The organism is Streptomyces sp. NBC_01508 (genome assembly GCF_045040315.1).
Lineage (GTDB): Bacteria > Actinomycetota > Actinomycetes > Streptomycetales > Streptomycetaceae > Streptomyces.
In genome coordinates this window covers 2,562,578-2,580,306 of record NZ_CP109419.1, presented here as the reverse complement: position 1 = coordinate 2,580,306, position 17,729 = coordinate 2,562,578, and the positions used below count along the sequence as shown (strand labels likewise).

Annotated in this window: 17 protein-coding genes and 3 pseudogenes; 11 read left to right on the top strand and 9 right to left on the bottom strand. The window is 68.6% G+C overall.

From position 1 onward, the window contains the following. Positions 1-75 precede the first annotated feature (75 nt). Positions 76-1,050: an RNA polymerase sigma factor SigF gene (locus OG700_RS11620; RefSeq protein WP_405612502.1), complete on the bottom strand. Its 975-nt coding sequence runs from the start codon at positions 1,048-1,050 to the stop codon at positions 76-78. Beyond that, entirely contained in the window at positions 1,047-1,460 is a 414-nt protein-coding gene (locus tag OG700_RS11615) for an anti-sigma regulatory factor (RefSeq protein ID WP_023538758.1), read from the bottom strand. Before OG700_RS11615 ends, OG700_RS11620 begins: the two co-directional genes overlap by 4 nt. A 468-nt stretch (positions 1,461-1,928) precedes the next feature. On the opposite strand from OG700_RS11615, the gene OG700_RS11610 reads away from it, so the two are divergent. Next, positions 1,929-3,527: a Na+/H+ antiporter gene (locus tag OG700_RS11610; protein WP_405612500.1), complete on the top strand. Its 1,599-nt coding sequence runs from the start codon at positions 1,929-1,931 to the stop codon at positions 3,525-3,527. On the opposite strand, the gene OG700_RS11605 is transcribed toward OG700_RS11610, so the two are convergent. From OG700_RS11605 to OG700_RS11590, 4 genes are all read right to left on the bottom strand, one after another. Then, positions 3,506-4,324, bottom strand: coding sequence for a 1-aminocyclopropane-1-carboxylate deaminase/D-cysteine desulfhydrase (locus OG700_RS11605; RefSeq protein WP_405612498.1), 819 nt, complete (start codon positions 4,322-4,324; stop codon positions 3,506-3,508). The genes OG700_RS11610 and OG700_RS11605 overlap by 22 nt on opposite strands. Positions 4,325-4,471: 147 nt before the next feature. Then, positions 4,472-4,609 carry a hypothetical protein gene (locus OG700_RS11600; protein WP_405612496.1) on the bottom strand — a complete coding sequence of 46 codons (138 nt, stop codon included), beginning with the start codon at positions 4,607-4,609 and terminating at the stop codon, positions 4,472-4,474. A gap of 373 nt (positions 4,610-4,982) precedes the next feature. Further along, on the bottom strand, positions 4,983-5,171 hold the full coding sequence (locus tag OG700_RS11595; RefSeq protein ID WP_405612494.1) for a hypothetical protein: 189 nt from the start codon (positions 5,169-5,171) through the stop codon (positions 4,983-4,985). Next, positions 5,168-5,497, bottom strand: a complete 330-nt coding sequence (locus OG700_RS11590; RefSeq protein WP_405612492.1) for a hypothetical protein — start codon at positions 5,495-5,497, stop codon at positions 5,168-5,170. Before OG700_RS11590 ends, OG700_RS11595 begins: the two co-directional genes overlap by 4 nt. A gap of 143 nt (positions 5,498-5,640) precedes the next feature. On the opposite strand from OG700_RS11590, the gene OG700_RS11585 reads away from it, so the two are divergent. Further along, a complete protein-coding gene (locus tag OG700_RS11585; RefSeq protein WP_405612490.1) occupies positions 5,641-6,282 on the top strand; it encodes a helix-turn-helix domain-containing protein in 642 nt (213 codons plus the stop codon). A gap of 496 nt (positions 6,283-6,778) precedes the next feature. Here the strand turns inward: OG700_RS11585 and OG700_RS11580 are convergent, their stop codons facing one another. The 3 genes and pseudogenes from OG700_RS11580 to OG700_RS11570 all read right to left on the bottom strand — a co-directional run bounded on the left by OG700_RS11580 (position 6,779) and on the right by OG700_RS11570 (position 9,261). Further along, a complete protein-coding gene (locus OG700_RS11580; protein WP_405612488.1) occupies positions 6,779-8,410 on the bottom strand; it encodes a recombinase family protein in 1,632 nt (543 codons plus the stop codon). A gap of 76 nt (positions 8,411-8,486) precedes the next feature. Beyond that, positions 8,487-8,636: pseudogene (locus OG700_RS11575) on the bottom strand (1-aminocyclopropane-1-carboxylate deaminase); the annotation flags it as partial. A 46-nt stretch (positions 8,637-8,682) separates the two neighbouring features. Continuing rightward, positions 8,683-9,261 (bottom strand): N-acetylmuramoyl-L-alanine amidase, encoded by a 579-nt coding sequence (locus OG700_RS11570; protein ID WP_405621606.1) that lies wholly within the window; start codon positions 9,259-9,261, stop codon positions 8,683-8,685. A 269-nt stretch (positions 9,262-9,530) separates the two neighbouring features. Between OG700_RS11570 and OG700_RS11565 the strand changes: the two genes are divergently transcribed. The 9 genes and pseudogenes from OG700_RS11565 (at position 9,531) to OG700_RS11525 (ending at position 17,103) form a co-directional block, all read left to right on the top strand. Further along, positions 9,531-10,937, top strand: coding sequence for a family 2B encapsulin nanocompartment shell protein (locus OG700_RS11565; protein ID WP_405612486.1), 1,407 nt, complete (start codon positions 9,531-9,533; stop codon positions 10,935-10,937). 196 nt (positions 10,938-11,133) lie between these two features. Next, positions 11,134-12,174, top strand: coding sequence for a family 2 encapsulin nanocompartment cargo protein polyprenyl transferase (locus OG700_RS11560; protein WP_405621603.1), 1,041 nt, complete (start codon positions 11,134-11,136; stop codon positions 12,172-12,174). Positions 12,175-12,501: 327 nt separating this feature from the next. Continuing rightward, a pseudogene (locus OG700_RS11555) lies at positions 12,502-13,081 on the top strand (dihydrofolate reductase family protein). Between the two features lie 43 nt (positions 13,082-13,124). Then, a complete protein-coding gene (locus tag OG700_RS11550) occupies positions 13,125-13,565 on the top strand; it encodes a DUF6304 family protein (RefSeq protein ID WP_405612484.1) in 441 nt (146 codons plus the stop codon). Positions 13,566-13,671: 106 nt separating this feature from the next. Further along, on the top strand, positions 13,672-14,637 hold the full coding sequence (locus tag OG700_RS11545; RefSeq protein ID WP_405612482.1) for a DUF1648 domain-containing protein: 966 nt from the start codon (positions 13,672-13,674) through the stop codon (positions 14,635-14,637). A gap of 1 nt (position 14,638) precedes the next feature. Further along, positions 14,639-14,998 carry a GntR family transcriptional regulator gene (locus tag OG700_RS11540; protein WP_405612480.1) on the top strand — a complete coding sequence of 120 codons (360 nt, stop codon included), beginning with the start codon at positions 14,639-14,641 and terminating at the stop codon, positions 14,996-14,998. A 156-nt stretch (positions 14,999-15,154) separates the two neighbouring features. Continuing rightward, on the top strand, positions 15,155-15,589 hold the full coding sequence (locus tag OG700_RS11535) for a transposase (protein WP_405612478.1): 435 nt from the start codon (positions 15,155-15,157) through the stop codon (positions 15,587-15,589). 57 nt (positions 15,590-15,646) lie between these two features. Further along, positions 15,647-15,994 (top strand): annotated as a pseudogene (locus tag OG700_RS11530) (transposase); the annotation flags it as partial. Positions 15,995-16,320: 326 nt separating this feature from the next. Continuing rightward, positions 16,321-17,103, top strand: coding sequence for a hypothetical protein (locus OG700_RS11525; RefSeq protein ID WP_405612476.1), 783 nt, complete (start codon positions 16,321-16,323; stop codon positions 17,101-17,103). Positions 17,104-17,729: the final 626 nt, after the last annotated feature.

Below are 17,729 nucleotides of genomic sequence, written 5' to 3'. Positions count from 1 at the left end.
TCCCGGGCCACAGCGCCAGGGCGTGTGGCCTCAACCGCCGGGCGGTTCAGGCCCGTCCGGCGATTGAGGACGCACTCACTCCTCCACGAGCAGCTTCTCGCGCAACTGCGCCAGCGTCCGGGCCAGCAGCCGTGAGACATGCATCTGGGAGATGCCGACCTCCTGCGCGATCTGCGACTGCGTCATGTTCCCGAAGAAACGCAGCAGCAGAATCCGCTTCTCCCTCGGCGGCAGATCCTCCAACAGAGGCTTCAGCGACTCGCGGTACTCGACGCTCTCCAGCGCCTCGTCCTCCGAGCCGAGCGTGTCCGCCACCGCCGGGGACTCGTCGTCCGTGTCCGGGACGTCCAGCGACAGCGTGCTGTACGCGTTGGCCGACTCCAGCCCTTCGAGGACCTCCTCCTCGGAGATGCCCAGGCGCTCCGCCAGTTCGTGCACGGTTGGTGAACGGCCGTGCTGCTGCGAGAGTTCGGCCGTCGCCGTCGTCAGCGACAGCCGCAGCTCCTGAAGCCGGCGCGGCACCCGCACCGCCCAGCCCTTGTCACGGAAGTGCCGCTTGATCTCGCCGACGACCGTGGGCGTGGCGTACGTCGAGAACTCCACCCCCCGCTCCGGATCGAACCGGTCCACCGACTTGATCAGGCCGATCGTCGCGACCTGCGTCAGATCGTCCAGCGGCTCACCGCGATTGCGGAACCGGCGGGCCAGATGCTCCACGAGCGGCAGATGCATCCGCACCAGCTGATTGCGCAGCAGCGCCCGTTCGGGAGAGTCCTCGGGCAGCTTGCGCAGCTCGATGAACATCGCCCGCGCCCCGCTGCGGTCATGTGGATCGTGTTGCCTGTGCTCGCTCATCGTGGCCGCCCGCTCTGCCCGCTCCTGCTCCGCCCCGGCCGTCTGGCCGTCAGGCCCGTCCACCGGATGGGGCCGGGCCTGCTGCTCCGGAATGCCCGACGGCGCGAGCGCCGGATCCGCCGGAACCTCATGCCCGTCACGCGGATCCTGCGGGACCCGCTCCTCGTCACGCACCGGACCGTCCCCGTTCCTCACGCCGGCCCGGGTCCCGCGCCGCGCTGTTTGTACAGGCTGATGGCGACCGTACGGTCGTCGGCGACCGTCGCGTCGACCTTGCCCGCGAGCGCCGAGAGCACGGTCCACGCGAACGTGTCACGCTCCGGCGCGCGCCCGTCCGTGGTCGGCGCCGAGACGGTCACTTCGAGAGAGTCGTCGATGAGCCGGAACACACAGCTGAGGACGGAGCCCGGTACGGCCTGTTGGAGCAGGATCGCGCAGGCCTCGTCGACCGCGATGCGCAGGTCCTCGATCTCGTCGAGGGTGAAGTCCAAGCGTGCTGCCAAGCCGGCCGTAGCCGTACGCAGCACGGACAGGTAGGCACCCGCAGCGGGCAGCCGGACTTCCACGAAGTCCTGGGTCCCGGGCTCGCCTGCGATCTGGGACACCCTCACCTCCAAGGTGGCACAAGCTTCTCAGGGCTCCGGGAAGGGAAACCCCCGAAGCCTCGCGGTACGTAGTCGGCACGCAGCCGGTCTGGACTGGCGACGCTATCGCGATCCATGGTCCCGTGTCGCAGGGACCCCCGGGCCGGCACCGAGCCGTCAGTTACTCATAGTAGGCATACGGGCACGGACAGTGGCTAGAGGTGTGCGGCAACCAATTGCGAAGAACCGGCGGATGGTTGACGTACCCAGGGCTCACACGATCGAACCGTCGACAGAGCGCCGACGCCACGTCTCACCGGGCGCGCGGCGCGTTGCCCGGCGGCGGGTGTCCGGGGCGTGGGAGGTCGGCAACGTGCCGGTACTCACTCATGATGGCCAGATTACGACGCCGGTGCCGGGGCCGGGGACCTCGGCCGGGCCGCCCGGCTCGTGGGCCGCGATCGAGGACAGAACACGAAGGACGGTGGGATGGACCCGTTGCAGCTGATCGCCCTGGTGGCGGGAAGCGCGGTGATCGCGGCGGCGGCGCGAAGGACACCCGTGCCGGCCCCGCTGCTCCTGGTCACGGCGGGACTCGTCGCCGCCTACGTACCGGGCGTGCCCAGCTACGTACTCGACCCGCACATCGTCCTGCCGCTGCTGCTGCCGCCGCTCCTGCACACGGCGGCCGTGGACAGCTCATATCTGGACCTGCGGGCCAACCTGCGGGCCGTCGGGCTGCTCTCCGTGGGATACGTGCTGTTCGCGACGCTCGCCGTCGGCTACCTCGCGTATCTGTTCATCCCCGACCTGCCGCTGACCGCCGCCCTGGTGCTCGGCGCCGTCATCGCGCCGCCGGACGCGGTGGCCGCCACCGCGATCGCCCGCAAACTGGGGCTGCCGAGCCGGATCACGACCATCCTCCAGGGTGAGTCGCTGGTCAACGACGCGACCGCGATCACCGCGTTCAAGGTGGCGCTCGCGGCGGCCGTCGGCGAAGGCGCGAGCTGGGCCGGCGGGATCGGCGAGTTCGCGCTGGCCTCCTTGGGAGGCGTCGGTGTCGGCCTCGTACTGATGGTGCCGATCCACTGGCTCCGTACGCATCTGCGCGAGGCGCTGCTCCAGAACACCCTCTCGCTGCTCATCCCCTTCGTCGCCTACGCGGCGGCCGAACAGGTGGGCGCGTCGGGCGTGCTGGCCGTCGTCGTGGTCGCGCTCTACCTCGGACACCGGTCCTGGCAGGTCGACTTCGCGACCCGGCTCCAGGAGCACGCCGTGTGGAAGATGGTCTCCTTCGTCCTGGAGTCCGTCGTCTTCGCGCTGATCGGGCTCCAGTTGCCCTATGTACTGAAGGGGCTCGGCTCCTACGGGGGAATGCAGGTCGCCGGTTACGCCGTCGGGGTGTTCGTCACCGTCGTCGTGGTGCGCTACCTCTGGGTCTTTCCGGCCACCTTCCTGCCGCGCCTGCTGTCGAAACGGATCAGGGAGCGGGAACCGGACACGACCTGGAAGGCGCCGCTGATCGTCGGCTGGGCCGGCATGCGCGGCGTGGTCTCCCTGGCCATCGCCTTCTCCATCCCACTGGCCACACACGCCGGCGACGCCTTCCCGGCCCGCAACCTGGTCCTCTTCCTGACGTTCACGACCGTCATCGGCACCCTGGTCGTCCAGGGCCTCACGCTGCCCGCGCTGATCAGGGTGCTGAAGGTGCCGGGGCGCGACCGGTACGCCGAGACGCTGGCCGAGGCGCAGGCGCAGAACCAGGCGTCGGTGGCGGCGGAGCGGCGGCTGGACGAACTGCTCGCCGACGAGCACAACGCGCTGGCCGACCCGCTGGCGGACCGGCTCCGGGACGTGCTGGAGCGGCGGCGGAACTCGGTGTGGGAGCGGCTCGGCGCGGTCAACGAGCTCACCGGCGAGTCCGCCGACCGCACCTATCAGCGGCTGTCCAGGGAGATGATCGGGGCCGAACGGGACGTGTTCGTGACGCTGCGCGACGAGCGGCGGATCGACGACGAGATGCTGCGCACGCTGCTGCGCCGGCTGGACCTGGAGGAGGCCGTGGCCTACCGGGCGGAGGCCGACTGACCGCCGGTGACGACCGCGACGACGGTGCTGCCGGGCGGGAAGGCGCCCTCCTCGGCGAGGGTGGTCAGCCCGTGCAGCATCTTGGCCACGTAGTGGCGCTCGACCGGGAGCCCGTGCCGGTCCTCGAAGTCGGCGGCGAAGGCGTCCAGGGCGGGCGTCGTACGGGCGTAGCCGCCGCCGTGGAAGCGCTCGTCCAGCCGCCACTCACCCCGGGGGCCGCCGAAGGCCGCCAGTTGAAGGGCGCGGACCTCACCGGCCAGGAAGCCGCCCCTCAGTACGGGGAAGCCGACGGCGCGCTGCCCGGGGGCGAGACCGGCGGCCAGGCCCGCGAGGGTGCCGCCGGTGCCGCAGGCGACCCCCACCACGTCGGCCGCGCCGCGCAGCTCCCGCCCGAGGGCCGTACAGCCTTGCGCGGCAAGGGAGTTGCTGCCGCCCTCGGGGACGACGTAGACCCGCTCGCCGGGCACCGGGAGCGCGTCGGCGGCGGCGGTCAGGATCGCCCTCAGTACGGAGGGCTCGGCCTTACGGCGGTAGGTCGCCCGGTCCACGAAGCGCAGCCGCATGCCGTCCGCCACGCACCGGGCGAGTGACGTGTTCAGCGGGCGGGCGGCCAGCTCGTCGCCCCGTACGACGCCGACCGTCGCGAAGCCGAGCAGCCGGCCCGCGGCGGCGGTGGCGCGCAGATGGTTGGAGTAGGCGCCGCCGAAGGTCAGCAGGACGCGGTGACCGCCGTCGGCGGCGGCCCTCAGGTTGGGTTCGAGCTTCCGCCACTTGTTGCCCGGAGGGTACAGGCCCACTGGTGTAGGTCAAGTAGTCGGTTGAGGGCCGCTCTTGGGCGCGCGTTGCCATGGGCATAGTTGAGGCCCCCGACCGGTGCCGCTTTCGAGGAAAGCGAGTCAGCGAGTCGGGGGCCGTTCCGAGAAGGCGCCCGGCAGGGGAGGGTGCTACTTCCGCTTGGTCTTGGCCTTCATCTTCGCTACGAGGTCCCGTTTCTGCTGCTGCTGTTTGGCTGTGTTCGCACTATCCTTGCGGTCGACTGCGGTTTCGTTCCGTACGCCGCTCTTCGGCTTCTTCTCGGCCATGCGTCCCCACTCTCAATTGGTGCTGAACCCACCCCGACCGTTTACCTGTCCTTCTTCACGGGGTTGGCAAAACGGTCGGGGTGGGAGTCTCCTCGCGGTGTCCTACAGGCGGTCGGTGAGAGCGAGCCAGGGAATACCGGCCACCGTGCCTACGGCAACGAGCATTGCCAGCGACCAGGCGATTCGCCCAACGGTGCGTTCGATCATCGAGGACCCCATCCGATCTCATCTCGGAGTTTGCGAACGACTTCAATCAGTCGGGTGGCAATGCCGCAGTGCGCGTAGAAAGTCGCGCAGTCGGTGCACTTCCCGCTGTGGTTGAGGTATGCGTTCCACGCCTTCTCTTCTTGGGTTTCGAGATCCTCGAAAACACTCATTCGATCCCCAAGGCGCGCTTGGCATCCGCGTTGGTCGCCGCGATATTGGTGCCCGTGCCACAGATCACGCCCGGCGTCCGGCACGGGACACACTTCATCTGGTGGGTTTCGAGATCGCGGGCCGACCGCATCACGATGGACCGGAGGGCGTACTCCTCTGCCGGTCCCATCTCGGGGGAACTCATGCGTCCACCCCCGCCAGGTCGCGAGCCGTCCGCCACTCGTTGGCCAGCTCGTCACCGCGCTTGCAGGTGATCCCGACCGCACGGCACCCGCAGACCTCAAGGTGAGCCATGTACCGGCCGTGGGCCTCGGTCGCCGCGTACTCCAGAAAGCCGCCCACGCTCATCTTCACCACAACCGTGATCCGGGCATCCAAGGCGCCCTGAGCCATCACGGGTAGTCCCTGCTTCTGGAAGTCGTCCTTCCGCGTCAGCGCCTTGGCGATCTCGCTCCTGGCCCTCTTGCCCAGCACGGTTTCCGCCCGTGCTGTCCGGCTAAGGTTTCCCATGTTGATGCTCCTTCGGTGAGCGTTGACCACGCCCCCGGACCGGTCGCACGGTTGCGGGGGTACTGCGTTTGGTCATGCTTCCGAAGCGAGGAAACCCTGGGCAGCGGCCACATGTAGGCCAGGTGTAGGCCACAATTGCGGGTATGACTGTTGGTGATCGGATTCGGGCCAGGCGGATCGAGCTTGGCTGGAGTCAGGCGCGGCTTGCGACGGAGACGTGCAGAGCCGCAGGCGTAGGCCCCGAGGCTCTGGGACGGCAAGAGATCTACAGGTATGAGAAGGGCATCAGAACGCCACGTGACTGGTTGTCAGCGATTGCTCAAGCGCTCGGTGTGTCCGTGCATACGCTCAGCGGCGATGAGCCCGGCAAGAGTGAAGACTCCCTCTCCGGCGTCTGGCACAGCCAGTACACGTACATCAGTACGGGCAAGGGGGAGATCACCCGGCATCACTATGTGATCATGAGGCAGATTGGCAACCGCCTTCACGGCGAGAGCCTGCCAGGATCTAACGACTCGCCGATCTTCCTGGATCTCACCAGAGACGGCTTCGCGCTCACTGGCACGTGGACCGAGCGCACAGCGGCAGAAGGGCGGTACAAGGGCGCCGTCTATCACGGTGCGCTCCAGCTCATCGTTGAGCCCACAGGGCGCGGCATGGCTGGCAAGTGGGTAGGTTTCGACAAGTCGTTCACCGTGGACAGCGGGCCTTGGGCGCTGTCGTACGAGACCGCAGATACATCCCGACGGGCCTTGTTCCGCTTCAACCGTGCGCCCTCCGCGTAGCGGTCAGCCAACGTGAGCGCGAGCCGCGTTCAGCCTCCGGAGCACCCCATCTGCGGTGGTCTCCTCGACTTCTTCGAGGGCTGGAGCGGTGGGCCGGGTGAGTCGGTCCAATTCTTCTTTACTTACTCAAGGGCGCCTACGGCGCCGTCCGGCGGTCTGGCCCCCTGTCCGGGCATGCGGCCTTCGGCCGGTCCCGTCCGGGCGCCCACCGCCAGCTGGACCGGCTTCCATGAGCCGTGGTCGGCAGACCTGACACCGCCTGTCGCTCCCTCTCGTGACGATGCGTACCCGTCGTGGGCTTTGAGGGGCTGGGGGCGGCAGGCGCCGTGAGGCTTTAGGCAGCCACCAAGGGGCGAGCCTCGAAGAACAGGGGGCCAATCGGTCGACAACGCGGGCAGGGCAGGAGCCCGCCCGATTCGCGGAACGAGCGTAAGGCCCCCTGTTCTCTCGCCCCTTGGCAGCTCCCGCCCAAAGCCTCACGGCGTCGGCCGCGTGCCTAAGCTGCCTGTTCCATGACTTCGGGCAGATACCTGGTCACGCCGTCAAGACGGTTCCAGTCCATCTTGAGAGGCTGCGGCCTTTCCCCCACCCAATGAAAGCAGCAGCGCGCGTAGAGCTTGTACCAGGAGCACCGCTTTCCAGGACCCTCGGGAGGCAGTAGCCGCACGGAGTGCAGCACCACACGCAACAGCGAGCGGGCTTGCATCAAGTCAGCTTCCTGCCACGCCGTATTGAGGAGTTCCCAGTCGCGCAAGATCATCAGATCTGTGGAGGCTCCAATCTCTGTCAATTCGTTCCGCACAGATTGGATTTGGCCCGCGATGGCGCCACGCATTTGTTCGTACCGATGTTGTCCCTTCGGTCCCTGGAATCGACCCTGGACGTAAAAGGCGTCGTCCAACCCGTCTAGGCGAGATTGGGCATTGTCCAGTGCCAGTGTGAGTTCTGTCCGACTGGCGTCGGCTTCCGGATCTTTGTAGGAGAGCCAGCGGCGCGCGAGTTCCTGGAACAGTTCATGCGAATCCGTGAACGAGGTGACTCGGTTCATGAACGCCGCCCCGAGAATGCTGTCAATTTCCTCCACCGAAACCGTCATCCCCAGGCACGCAGACTTGCCCATATTGACGCGCCTGTAGCACCTGTACTGCGGTCCGCCTTTGGTCATTCCGCCGCCACACCGTCCACACTTCAGAAGGCCCGAGAGGAGCGACTGAGCAGCAGGCTTACCGCGCCGACCGGTCGCCAGTCCCTCGGACGTGCGTGACCGCAGTCCAGCCAGAATGCGAGCACGCTCACCCACCGTGATCACGCCCATTCCGACCCGGACAGGTGCACCATCGGGACCCATCAACGGCTCGTCCGTAGCCCGCCAACGCTCCCGCCCCTTTGCGTCCGTATATCGCTCGTGAACAGGCATCAGCCCAGCCCAGGCGGGGGAGTGTGCAAGCTGAGTGATCGTCGATGACCGCCACTGCCCGCCCCGTCGGGTGGTCAACCCGTCCGCGTTGAGTTCGTCGGCGATCGTTCCGGCCGACTTGTTCGCGAGCAGTCCATCAGCGACCCGGCGGGCGGGTTCGTACTCCTTCGGGTGGTGCTCCGTGGACGTCTTGGCCTTGCGTACGCGCAGTCCGTAGGGGGGCTGCCCGCCCGGCCAAGCGCCTGTGATCTTCTTCTCCGCCTTTGTCCGGCGCGTGCGAGTGGACGTGTTGTACGACTCCGAACGCGCCTGCTCAGCCAGCCACGCGAAGAGCCCTCGATGCTGCGGAATGCTGCTGTCAAGGCCGTCCATGTGAGCCAGCAGGCGCGCGCCCATGGACTCGAACTGATCAAGGACTTGGCCGACCTGTCCCATGCCTCGACGGCTCAGCCTGTCGAGCTTCCAGACCAGAACGTGACGCACCACCCCGGCCAACACGGCCGAGATCACGCTGTCGAACTCCTCGCGCTTGACTCCCGCCTTGAAGGCGGAAAGCTCCTCTTTCCAGATCTTGCGGACCGTCAGGCCCTCACGTGCTGCGCGCTCCCGAAGATCACTTTCATGTGCTTGCAATGTCGTCTTGTCATCCTGCAACGAGCTGCGACGAAGATACAGATCACACAACTTGGCAGGATCTGTGACCGTGCCCATACGACCACCCTCGGTCAGGGTGAGCCGGTCTGTCCATGTTTCTCAGGCCCAGGTCAGACCGACTTACACCAGTCGGCTTGTACCTGGGCAGGCTGGGATGGATCAGATCGTCCCGCTTGAGCAGCAGCCGTACACCGCGGCGGGTGAAGCGCTCGTCCTCGGCGGTCCGCAGGGGTGACGGCAGCCGTGGCCGCAGGGCGGCGAGGTCGAGCGCTTCCGGGGGCACCTGTCCATTGTCCCGCCGGATCGGGCCAGTCGGCCGGTCGGGCCGGCTACGTGAGCCGTTCCTTGACGCGGCGGCGCAGACCGCCCATGGAGACGCCGCGAGGGTCGCTCTTGCCGGGCTGCCATTCGATGTGGCCGATGACCGAGGGCGCGTTCCAGCCGTGGACACGGCAGACGGCCGCCGCCGCGGCCTCCATGGCCTCCACCTGGACGGCGGGCCACGGGTCCTTGCCGTCGCCCAGGTTCACGCACTCGAAGCCGTAGAAGTGCCTGTTCCCGTCCGTGTTGGCCTCGTTGTCCGGCGGCAGGGCCTTCTCGGCGATCACGGCGCGCAGGACGTCGTCGTCGCCGCTGCCCGCGTGGTTGGCGCGGCCGTAGCCGACCAGATGGACTCTGCCGTCCTTGGCGATGACGCCGTGGCACAGCGGCCCCGGCAGCCCCGCGTAGCCGTCACGGCAGATACGGACGCTGTCCGCGGTGCCCTTGGTGACCGTGTGGTGCATCATCACGCCGTGCACGGGTCCCCAGGGCCCCACGTGGTTGCGGTTGTGCGTGCGCCAGTCGCCGACCTCGACAACCGTCAGCCCCTCGTTCTTCAGCGCGCGGATGAAGCTGCTCGCAGACATGGGTGTGGCCATGGCTGCCTCCTTGCCGGTGGATGTGGAACCTCTCGTACCGCTGGCTCTTACCCGAACGCGGGGGAGTGGACCATCGATTCGCACGCTGTACGAGTCGATCCGGTCACTTTCGGCCGTGTGTGAGCCGTGGATGACAGAAGCGGTGAATGTGCCCCGACCACACCGATCCAGTCCCACTCATTTGTGTGATGGTGCGCCAACTGCCCGTGATGCAAAGCTCTTTCACGCAGGTCAGCCCATGATCGAGAGGGAGACTCATGTCGGTTGGTGACGAGGTCCGTACGGTGGAGCCCCCTGCTCAGCAGAGCCTGGGGACGGCCGCCGCGCGGAACCTGGCGACCACCACGAAGTCGGCGCCACAGATGCAGGAGATCACCTCGCGGTGGCTGCTGCGGATGCTGCCCTGGGTGCAGGTGCAGGGTGGTACGTACCGGGTGAACCGTCGGCTCACGTACGCGGTGGGCGACGGACGGGTGACGTTCGTACAGACGGGCGACCGGGTGTCGGTCATCCCGGCGGAGCTGGGTGAGCTGCCGGCGTTCCGTGACTTCGAGGACGAGGAGGTACTGGCCGAGCTGGCGAACCGCTGCGAGCAGCACGAGTTCACCGCGGGCCAGATCGTGGCCGCCTCCGGCGGCCCGGCGGACCGGGTGTACCTGCTGGCGCACGGCAAGGTGGAGAAGGTCGGCGAGGGGCCCTACGGGGACGAGACGGTGCTCGAAGTCCTCGCAGACGGGGCGTACTTCGGGGACCAGGCGCTGGTGGACGCCGACGCCACCTGGCAGTACACGGCACGCGCGGCGACGGCGTGCACGGTGCTGGCGCTGACCCGGCAGGACGTGCTGAACCTCGCGGAGCGCGCGGCCTCGCTGCGCGGGCATCTGGACGCGCTCGCGGCCATCCCGGAGCAGCGGACCAACAAGTACGGCGAGGCGGCGATCGAGCTGTCCGCCGGCCATGTCGGCGAGGCGGTGCTGCCCCATACGTTCGTGGACTACGAAGGGGCGCCGCGGGAGTACGAGTTGAGCGTCGCGCAGACCGTGCTGAAGGTCCACAGCAGGGTCGCCGACCTCTACAACCAGCCGATGAATCAGACCGAGCAGCAGTTGCGGCTCACGGTCGAGGCGCTGCGCGAGCGCCAGGAGCACGAGCTGGTGAACAACCGCGAGTTCGGCCTGCTGCACAACGCCGACTACGGCCAGCGGCTCCAGCCGCACGAGGGCGCGCCCACCCCGGACGACATGGACGAGCTGCTGTCGCGCCGGCGCGGCTCGAAGATGTTCCTGGCGCACCCGCGGGCCATCGCCGCCTTCGGGCGCGAGTGCAACAAGCGGGGACTCAATCCGGCCACGGTGGATGTCGCGGGCCACCATGTGCCGGCCTGGCGCGGTGTGCCGATCTTCCCCTGCAACAAGATCCCGATCTCGGACGCCCGGACGACCTCGATCATCTGTATGCGTACGGGCGAGGCGGAGCAGGGAGTCGTCGGACTCCAGCAGAGCGGTATCCCGGACGAGATCGAGCCCAGCATGTCGGTCCGGTTCATGGGCATCGACGAGCAGGCGATCATCTCGTACCTGGTCACCGCCTACTACTCGGCGGCGATCCTGGTGCCGGACGCCCTCGGTGTCCTGGAGAACGTGGAAGTGAGCCGCTGGGGGTGAGGTGACGCGGGCGGGTGGGGCCGGCATGTCCGTTCGTACGGGCGGTCTGTCCGTACGGGCGGTCTGTCCGTACGGGCGGTCTGTCCGTACGGGCGGTCTGTCCGTACGGGCGGTCCGTCCGTACGGGCGGTGCCTGCCCCACCCGCCGGTTCGCTCCCCGGTTCCCCCCGTTCGCCCAGAGGAAGTGACCGTGACCATGATCAGCACGGATGCCGCCACCGATGGCCATGAGGCCGTGGCGCTCCTGGAGCGCTCGCGTAGCGTCGTCCAGCCCGAACTGCGCACGGCCGTCGAGTCGTTGCCCCCGGCCGTACGCCGCGTCGCGAGGTACCACTTCGGCTGGCGGCGGGCCGACGGCTCGCCCTCGGCGGGTGGCGCGGGCAAGGCCATCAGACCCGCTCTCGTCCTCGCGGCGACGCGGGCGCTCGGCGGGGAGCCGCACCGCGCCGTCCCGGCCGCGGTCGCCGTGGAGCTGGCACACAACTTCACCCTGCTGCACGACGACGTCATTGACGAGGACCCGACCCGCCGGCACCGGCCCACGGCCTGGACGGTCTTCGGCACCACCGACGCGATCATCGCCGGCGACGCCCTCCAGGCGCTGGCGCTGCGGCTGCTGGCCGAGGACCGTCATCCGGCCTCGTCCCCGGCGGCCGTGCGGCTCACCAACTGCGTCATCGAGCTGTGCGCCGGACAGCAGACGGACTGCGCGCTGGAGCTGCGCGGGCCCAGCGATGTCTCGCTGGACGAGTGTCTGACGATGGCGATGGCCAAGACCGGTGCGCTGCTGGGCGCTTCGTGCGCTCTCGGGGCGCTCTACGCGGACGCGGGCGACGAGGAGGTGGCGGCGCTCGACGCGTTCGGGCGGGAGGCGGGGCTGGCCTTCCAGCTCATCGACGATCTCATCGGGATCTGGGGCGACCCCGACCGTACGGGCAAGCCGGCGGGTGCGGATCTGGTCGCCCACAAGAAGTCGCTGCCGGTCGTCGCCGCGCTGGTCTCGGGGCACCCCGCCGCCGATGAGCTGGCGGATCTCTACCGGCGGCCGATGGACGAGGCCGCCGTCGCGCGGGCGGCGTCGGCGGTCGAGCGGGCCGGCGGGCGCGACTGGGCACAGGCGCAGGCGGCGGACCGGATGTCGCGGGCGGTCCATCAACTGTCCGGTGCCGTACCGGATCTGGCGGCGGCGGGTGATTTGTTGGCGCTGTCCGAGTATGTGACGCGTCGGACGCGGTAGGTCCGTGGCGGGGGTGGGAGTGACCCGGGGCCGGCCGGTGGGCTTGTTCGGTGCCGGCCGGTGGTCGGGTTGTCCTCAATCGCCGGACGGGCTGCCGCGCTTTGTCCTCAATCGCCGGACGGGCTTGAGCCCGCCGGACGGGCCGCACATGCGGCCCGCCCGGCGATTGAGGACACGCGCGGTCCACGAGGTGCCGGGAGGAATAGAGGTTGCGCAACCACTACGGGTGAAGCTCTATGGGTGGAGTGGTCATGACCGCAGGCCCCGGACCAGCTCCGGGCGTGGGCCGTGGCGTGTTCTGTCGCCCATTGCGAAAGAGGAACCGGTCTGCGCAAGCTCAGCTACTTCATCGCCGCGTCGATCGACGGTTTCATCGGCGCCCCGGATGGTTACGCGGACTTCTTCACCCGCTACGTCGACGAGGAGTTCTTCAGCTCTTTCAAGGACGAGTATCCGGAGGCGCTGCCGGCGCCCGGCCGTCAGCCGCTGGGCATCGACCACCTGGAGAACGAGCGGTTCGACACGATCATCCAAGGCCGACGCGGTTATGACCTGGCCCTGGAAATCGGCATCACCAGCCCGTACGCGCACATGCGCCAGCTCGTGGCCTCGCGGACGCTCACGAGCGCCGACCCGGCGGTGGAGATCGTGGCCGGGGATGTCGCCGCCAGGATCAGGGAGTTGAAGCGGGAGGACGGTCTCGGGATCTACCTCTGCGGCCGTGCGAATCTCGCCGCCCAGCTGATCGACGAGGTGGACGAGCTCGTCATCAAGTCGTACCCGCTCGTCCTCGGCTCCGGAATTGCCCATGTTCGGCACGGAGTACGCCCATACCGACTTCGAGCTGGAGTCCAGCCGCGCCTTCGGCAACGGAGTCGTCGTCAGGACGTACAGCCGCAAGCGGTGACCCACGCGGCGGCGGAGCGGCCCGTACCGCTACAGTCCGCGCCATGACAGCGGAGTCGACGGAGTCATGGGCGGGCTGGTACCGGGACCGCCGCGGTGCGGAACCCATCGCGATCAGCGCGGACGGGCGGCAAGTCCGCACCCACATCAGGGGAGTTGCTTACGAGGGAGTCGATTTCTCCGTGCTCGAACCCACGGAGGCGGGCGGGGTGTTGTCCTCCTGCGTGCTGGAGTGGGACATACCCATGCCCGTCAGTGCGGGAGGCACGGTCCAACAGGCCACGCTCAGCTGCCTGCTGACGCTCGGGGAGCGCCCGTCGGGCACACCCTCGGGGCGCGCGGAGCTGAGTCTCACGCTGCGCTGCGGCGGAGCGGCCTACGAGTCGGGCATCGTCGGGGGAGGTTTCCGTGACGCCCTCGACCGGATCAAGCGGCAGCTGCCCGACGACACGGAATTCGGGGGCCGGATCCTGGTGAACGCCTGACCTCTTCAGGGAGGTACGAACCGCCCCGGCAGGTGAGTGACGCCTGCCGGGGCGGTTGCCTTATGCCTCATTTCTTGTTCTAGTAGTATGCGAACAAGGGGGGTTTATGAACCAGGCTCGTCTGCGCCTCGCGACCGTCACCGTCGCGCCGTTCCTGCTGGCGCTCGCCGTCCAGCCGGCCGTTCTTGTCGTTCTCGGGGACCGGCTGCCCGACTCGCTCGCCACCCACTTCGACCTGTCCGGCGACGCCGACCGCGCACCCACGTCCCGCACCGCGGCCCTCGTCGGCACCGTCCTGCTCTTCGCCGGAGTCGGCGCGCTGTGGGCCGGGTCGGCGCTCGGCAGCCCCCTCGGCGCACGCGGGCCGCGGTGGCTCACGGCGGGCGGCTGGGCGCTGTCCGGGCTGCTAGGATACGCGCTCACCGCGACGCTCTTCGCCAACCTCGACGCGACCGACAGCTCCGCCGCCCGCTTCCCGCCGTGGCGGCTCGGCGTCGCGGCGGCCGTCGGCCTGGTGGCCGCCGGCGTGGGGCTGCTGCTCACCCGCTTCGTACCCGAAGCGGGGGGCGAACCCGCCGGGGACGACGGCACGGCCAGGATCGACCTCGCGGACGGCGAACTGGCCGGCTGGTCCCGGCGCACCGGGTCGGGCAGACTGCTCGCGACGGGCCTGATGACGCTCGTCGCCGGGGTGTTCATCGCGGTCGTCGTCGGCTGGCGGCACGGTCCTGGGGTGTTCCTCATCGGCCTGCTGCTCCTGGTCTTCGCCTCCGCGCACGTGTCGGTCGACCGGCACGGACTCACCGTCCGCATGGGCGCGCTGTCCTGGCCGCGGGTACGGGTGCCGCTGGACGTCATCGAGGCGGCGAGCAGCCGCCGGATCAACGCGGTGGCCGACTTCGGCGGGTGGGGCTACCGGATCCGCCACAAGCGCACCGGGTTCGTGCTGTGCTCGGGGGAGGCGATCGTGGTGCGCCGGACCAACGGCCGGGAGTTCGCCGTCACGGTGGGCGACTCGGCGACGGCCGCCGCGCTGCTCAACACGCTCGTCGACCGGCGGAGGAGGAGCTGACGTGCTCTTCCGGGTGGACCCGGCGTCCTCGGTGCCTCTCGGCGACCAGATCGCGGGGTCGGTGCGCGGCGCCATCGCCGACGGCACGGTGAACCCCGGCGACCGCCTCCCGGCGGCACGGGCCCTCGCCGACTCGCTCGGCGTCAATGTCCATACGGTGCTGCGCGGTTACCAGCGGCTGCGCGGGGAGGGCCTGATCGAGCTCCGCAGGGGCCGGGGCGCCGTGGTCGTGCCGGGGCCGGTCTCGCCCGGACGGGCCAAGCTGCTGGAGCGGGTACGCGAACTGGTCGCCGAGGCGAGGGAGTTGGGGATGTCGGAGGAGGAACTGGTGTCGATGGTGCGGATGTCCCAGACGGCCTGACCAGCCCTGTCCTGAGAAGCCGTATCTCAACCGGTCATGGAACGTGCGAGTCGAACGGGCTTCCGCCGGGGTGATCTTCCCGGCGGTAGGCGCATGAAGGCAGGGCCCCTTGGTGGCTCGGAGGTGCGAACCGAACCGAGCTTCCAGGAGGCGCTGTTGTCGCAGCTCTACGCGCTCACGCCCGCATCGTTCAACTCGGCTGCCCGATCGTGTGATTGTCTCGCGCACGTGTACGGGAACGCGGCTGATCATCCTGATCGGGTGCGCCGGTACCCGTCGGATAAGACGGACGCGGAGTGGGCGGCGGTGCGCCCGCTGTTGCCGGTGCCGGCCTGGCTGGAAGGCAGGGGCGGGCAGCCCGAGGGTTACTGTCACCGCTCGATGCTGGATGCGATCCGTTACCTGGTCGCGGGCGGGATGTCCTGGCGTGCGATGCCCGGGGACTTCCCTGCCTGGGGCAGGGTCTATGCCTTCTTCCGCCCGTGGCGGGAGCACGGGCTGGTCGCGGAGTTCCACGACCGGCCGCGTGGACGGGTCCGTGAGCGCGAGGGTCGGCATGCGGAGCCTTCGGCCGGGATCATCGACGCGTAGTCGGTGCGGGCGTCCGCCTCGGTGCCGGCTCCCTCGAGCGGGTAAGACGGCGGGAAGAAGGTACCGGGCCACAAACGGTACATCGTGACCGACACGAACGGCCTGCTGCTGGCCGTCGCGGTGTCGGCCGCGAACGTGGGCGACCGGGACGCGGCCGTGCCCCTGCCGAGACGGCTGCGCACGCCGCACCGGGAAATCACCCTGGTCTGGGCTGAGGGCGGTTACGCCGGCGCCCTTGTCCGCCGGTGCGGTCAGAAACTCGGCCTCGCCCTGGAGGTCGTCAAGCGCCAAGACATCATGGAAGGCTTCGTAGTGCTGCCCCGCAGGTGGGTGGTGGAGCGCACGTTCTCATGGCTGATGCATTCGCGCTGCCTGGCCCGACCACTGGCTCACGGCCGACGCTGAACATCCCCGACGCTTCCTGGACCAGCCACTCAGATTCTCTGTGGGGCAGCGGAACCATGCGAAGGAATTACATCACGCCCAAAACACCCGGGATGGGAAAGGCAGACGCTCGCACGGACTGCTGGGCCAAAGTTCGGGACCGGCCTGTCCGCTACCGCACCGAGTCCCTGGACGAGTGAGTGCGCCGTTCATGCCGGTCGCCAGCGGCGGGTCGGTTCGACGAGGTCGCGTTGCGGTCGGGCCCGAGCCGCGCACGCCAGGTGGGCGAGCAGATCTCATGGCCCCTTGCATGCAACCGTGGGCTTGCGCCGGGAGTCGTTTCAGTCATGTCCTCCTCCCAGATCGTCCGCGGCCGCGGGGTCACCGCCACCCTGAAGAAGTCAGCCGTCATCGTCGACCGCGACCAGGTGCGCACCACCATTCCGTTTGAAGTCATTCAGGAGACACGAGTAGGCGGACGTCGCGAGCGTACGGTCGAGATCGTCCTCACCGACGGCATGACTCACGAACTCCGGGCGAACAACGCCACCTCCGCAACAGCGTTCGCGGCTGCCGTCAACGCCAGCCTTCCGGTGGAAGGCGATCCGCGCGGAAGCGGACTTGTCCGAACCAAGAGGTTGCGCGCGCCCGAAGCGCCGCCACTGTTCACCGACTGGCGCGTACCATCTGCGGTCCTCTGTGGCGCGGTCGCGTACTGCGGATACCTGGTATATCTCGGCGTCGCGCATTCACCCGTGCTCATCATCGGTGCGGTCGTCGGCCTCTTCCCCCTCACCCTGGGCTCGGTAGGCACTTTCATGTCAGTGAAGCACCTGTGCGACAAGGTCGTGCTGCGACGGAGAGGCGTGACGGTCGAGGCGGTCTCCGCGCACAAACTGCATGGGAGATCGGAGTACCGATTCATCGACGGAGAGGGCAATAAACGCACCTTCAAGAGTGCGCTCAACACGGGAAGGCTTGAGGTGACCTACGACCCCAGGAACTCGAAGCGGATGGCTGCGAGCATTTCGCTACTGCTGGCAGTGCCAGTAACGGTCCTGAAACTGGCTGTCGCCTTGGGCCTGGTGGCAGTGGGCGTGGTCGCCGCCTTCAGCCCCGTGATTCCCTGACGCCCCGTGTGCTTGTGCTCGTACCTGGCCCCTGGGCAGTCCTTGCACTCACGGCCACGGACCGCCGGCCGGCACTGAATGCCCCGGCGCCTCCAGGAGGAGCCACCCGCGCTCCGCCAGGCGCCGGGCTTTCGACCGCAACCCCTCGACCTTCGCCGGCGTTGTTCCACGGCCGAGCTCCACCGCGATTTCCTTGGCTCGAAGCGGCCCGTGACCGTGGATCGCCGCTGTTCCAGCACGCCCAGAATCCGTTGATAGTCCGGCGCCAGAACCGTCACCGGCAGCCCTTCCCGCCAGGGCGACACCGTCGAGCCCGGCACCGGCGCGAACGATAGCGCCGCCACCTCCTCCGCCTCGGTCGTCGTCGAAGCGGACACAAGACGCCGCATGCCTCCCTCAACCTGAGCGAAATCATGCCTCAACAGCAGAAATCAAGGGATCACGTTCGGTTGAGATACGGCTTCTGACCTGACCTGACCTGACCTGACCTGACCGGGCTGGATCTGATCTGACCCTGACCTGACGGAAGTTCACGGGCGCCGAACGCGCTCCGGGCGTGCCGGTACTCGTTCCAGCGAGTACCGGCACGCCCGATCGGTGCCTGATCCGGTGGGGGGTTCGCGATC

Bases quoted from the DNA above. Each gene is read 5' to 3' on its own strand.
- OG700_RS11610 (WP_405612500.1), top strand. From the start codon at position 1,929: ATGGACCCGTTGCAGCTGATCGCCCTGGTGGCGGGAAGCGCGGTGATC.
- OG700_RS11600 (WP_405612496.1), bottom strand. From the start codon at position 4,609: ATGGCCGAGAAGAAGCCGAAGAGCGGCGTACGGAACGAAACCGCAGTC.
- OG700_RS11595 (WP_405612494.1), bottom strand. From the start codon at position 5,171: ATGAGTTCCCCCGAGATGGGACCGGCAGAGGAGTACGCCCTCCGGTCC.
- OG700_RS11590 (WP_405612492.1), bottom strand. From the start codon at position 5,497: ATGGGAAACCTTAGCCGGACAGCACGGGCGGAAACCGTGCTGGGCAAG.
- OG700_RS11585 (WP_405612490.1), top strand. From the start codon at position 5,641: ATGACTGTTGGTGATCGGATTCGGGCCAGGCGGATCGAGCTTGGCTGG.
- OG700_RS11580 (WP_405612488.1), bottom strand. From the start codon at position 8,410: ATGGGCACGGTCACAGATCCTGCCAAGTTGTGTGATCTGTATCTTCGT.
- OG700_RS11570 (WP_405621606.1), bottom strand. From the start codon at position 9,261: ATGTCTGCGAGCAGCTTCATCCGCGCGCTGAAGAACGAGGGGCTGACG.
- OG700_RS11565 (WP_405612486.1), top strand. From the start codon at position 9,531: ATGTCGGTTGGTGACGAGGTCCGTACGGTGGAGCCCCCTGCTCAGCAG.
- OG700_RS11560 (WP_405621603.1), top strand. From the start codon at position 11,134: ATGATCAGCACGGATGCCGCCACCGATGGCCATGAGGCCGTGGCGCTC.
- OG700_RS11550 (WP_405612484.1), top strand. From the start codon at position 13,125: ATGACAGCGGAGTCGACGGAGTCATGGGCGGGCTGGTACCGGGACCGC.
- OG700_RS11545 (WP_405612482.1), top strand. From the start codon at position 13,672: ATGAACCAGGCTCGTCTGCGCCTCGCGACCGTCACCGTCGCGCCGTTC.
- OG700_RS11525 (WP_405612476.1), top strand. From the start codon at position 16,321: ATGTCCTCCTCCCAGATCGTCCGCGGCCGCGGGGTCACCGCCACCCTG.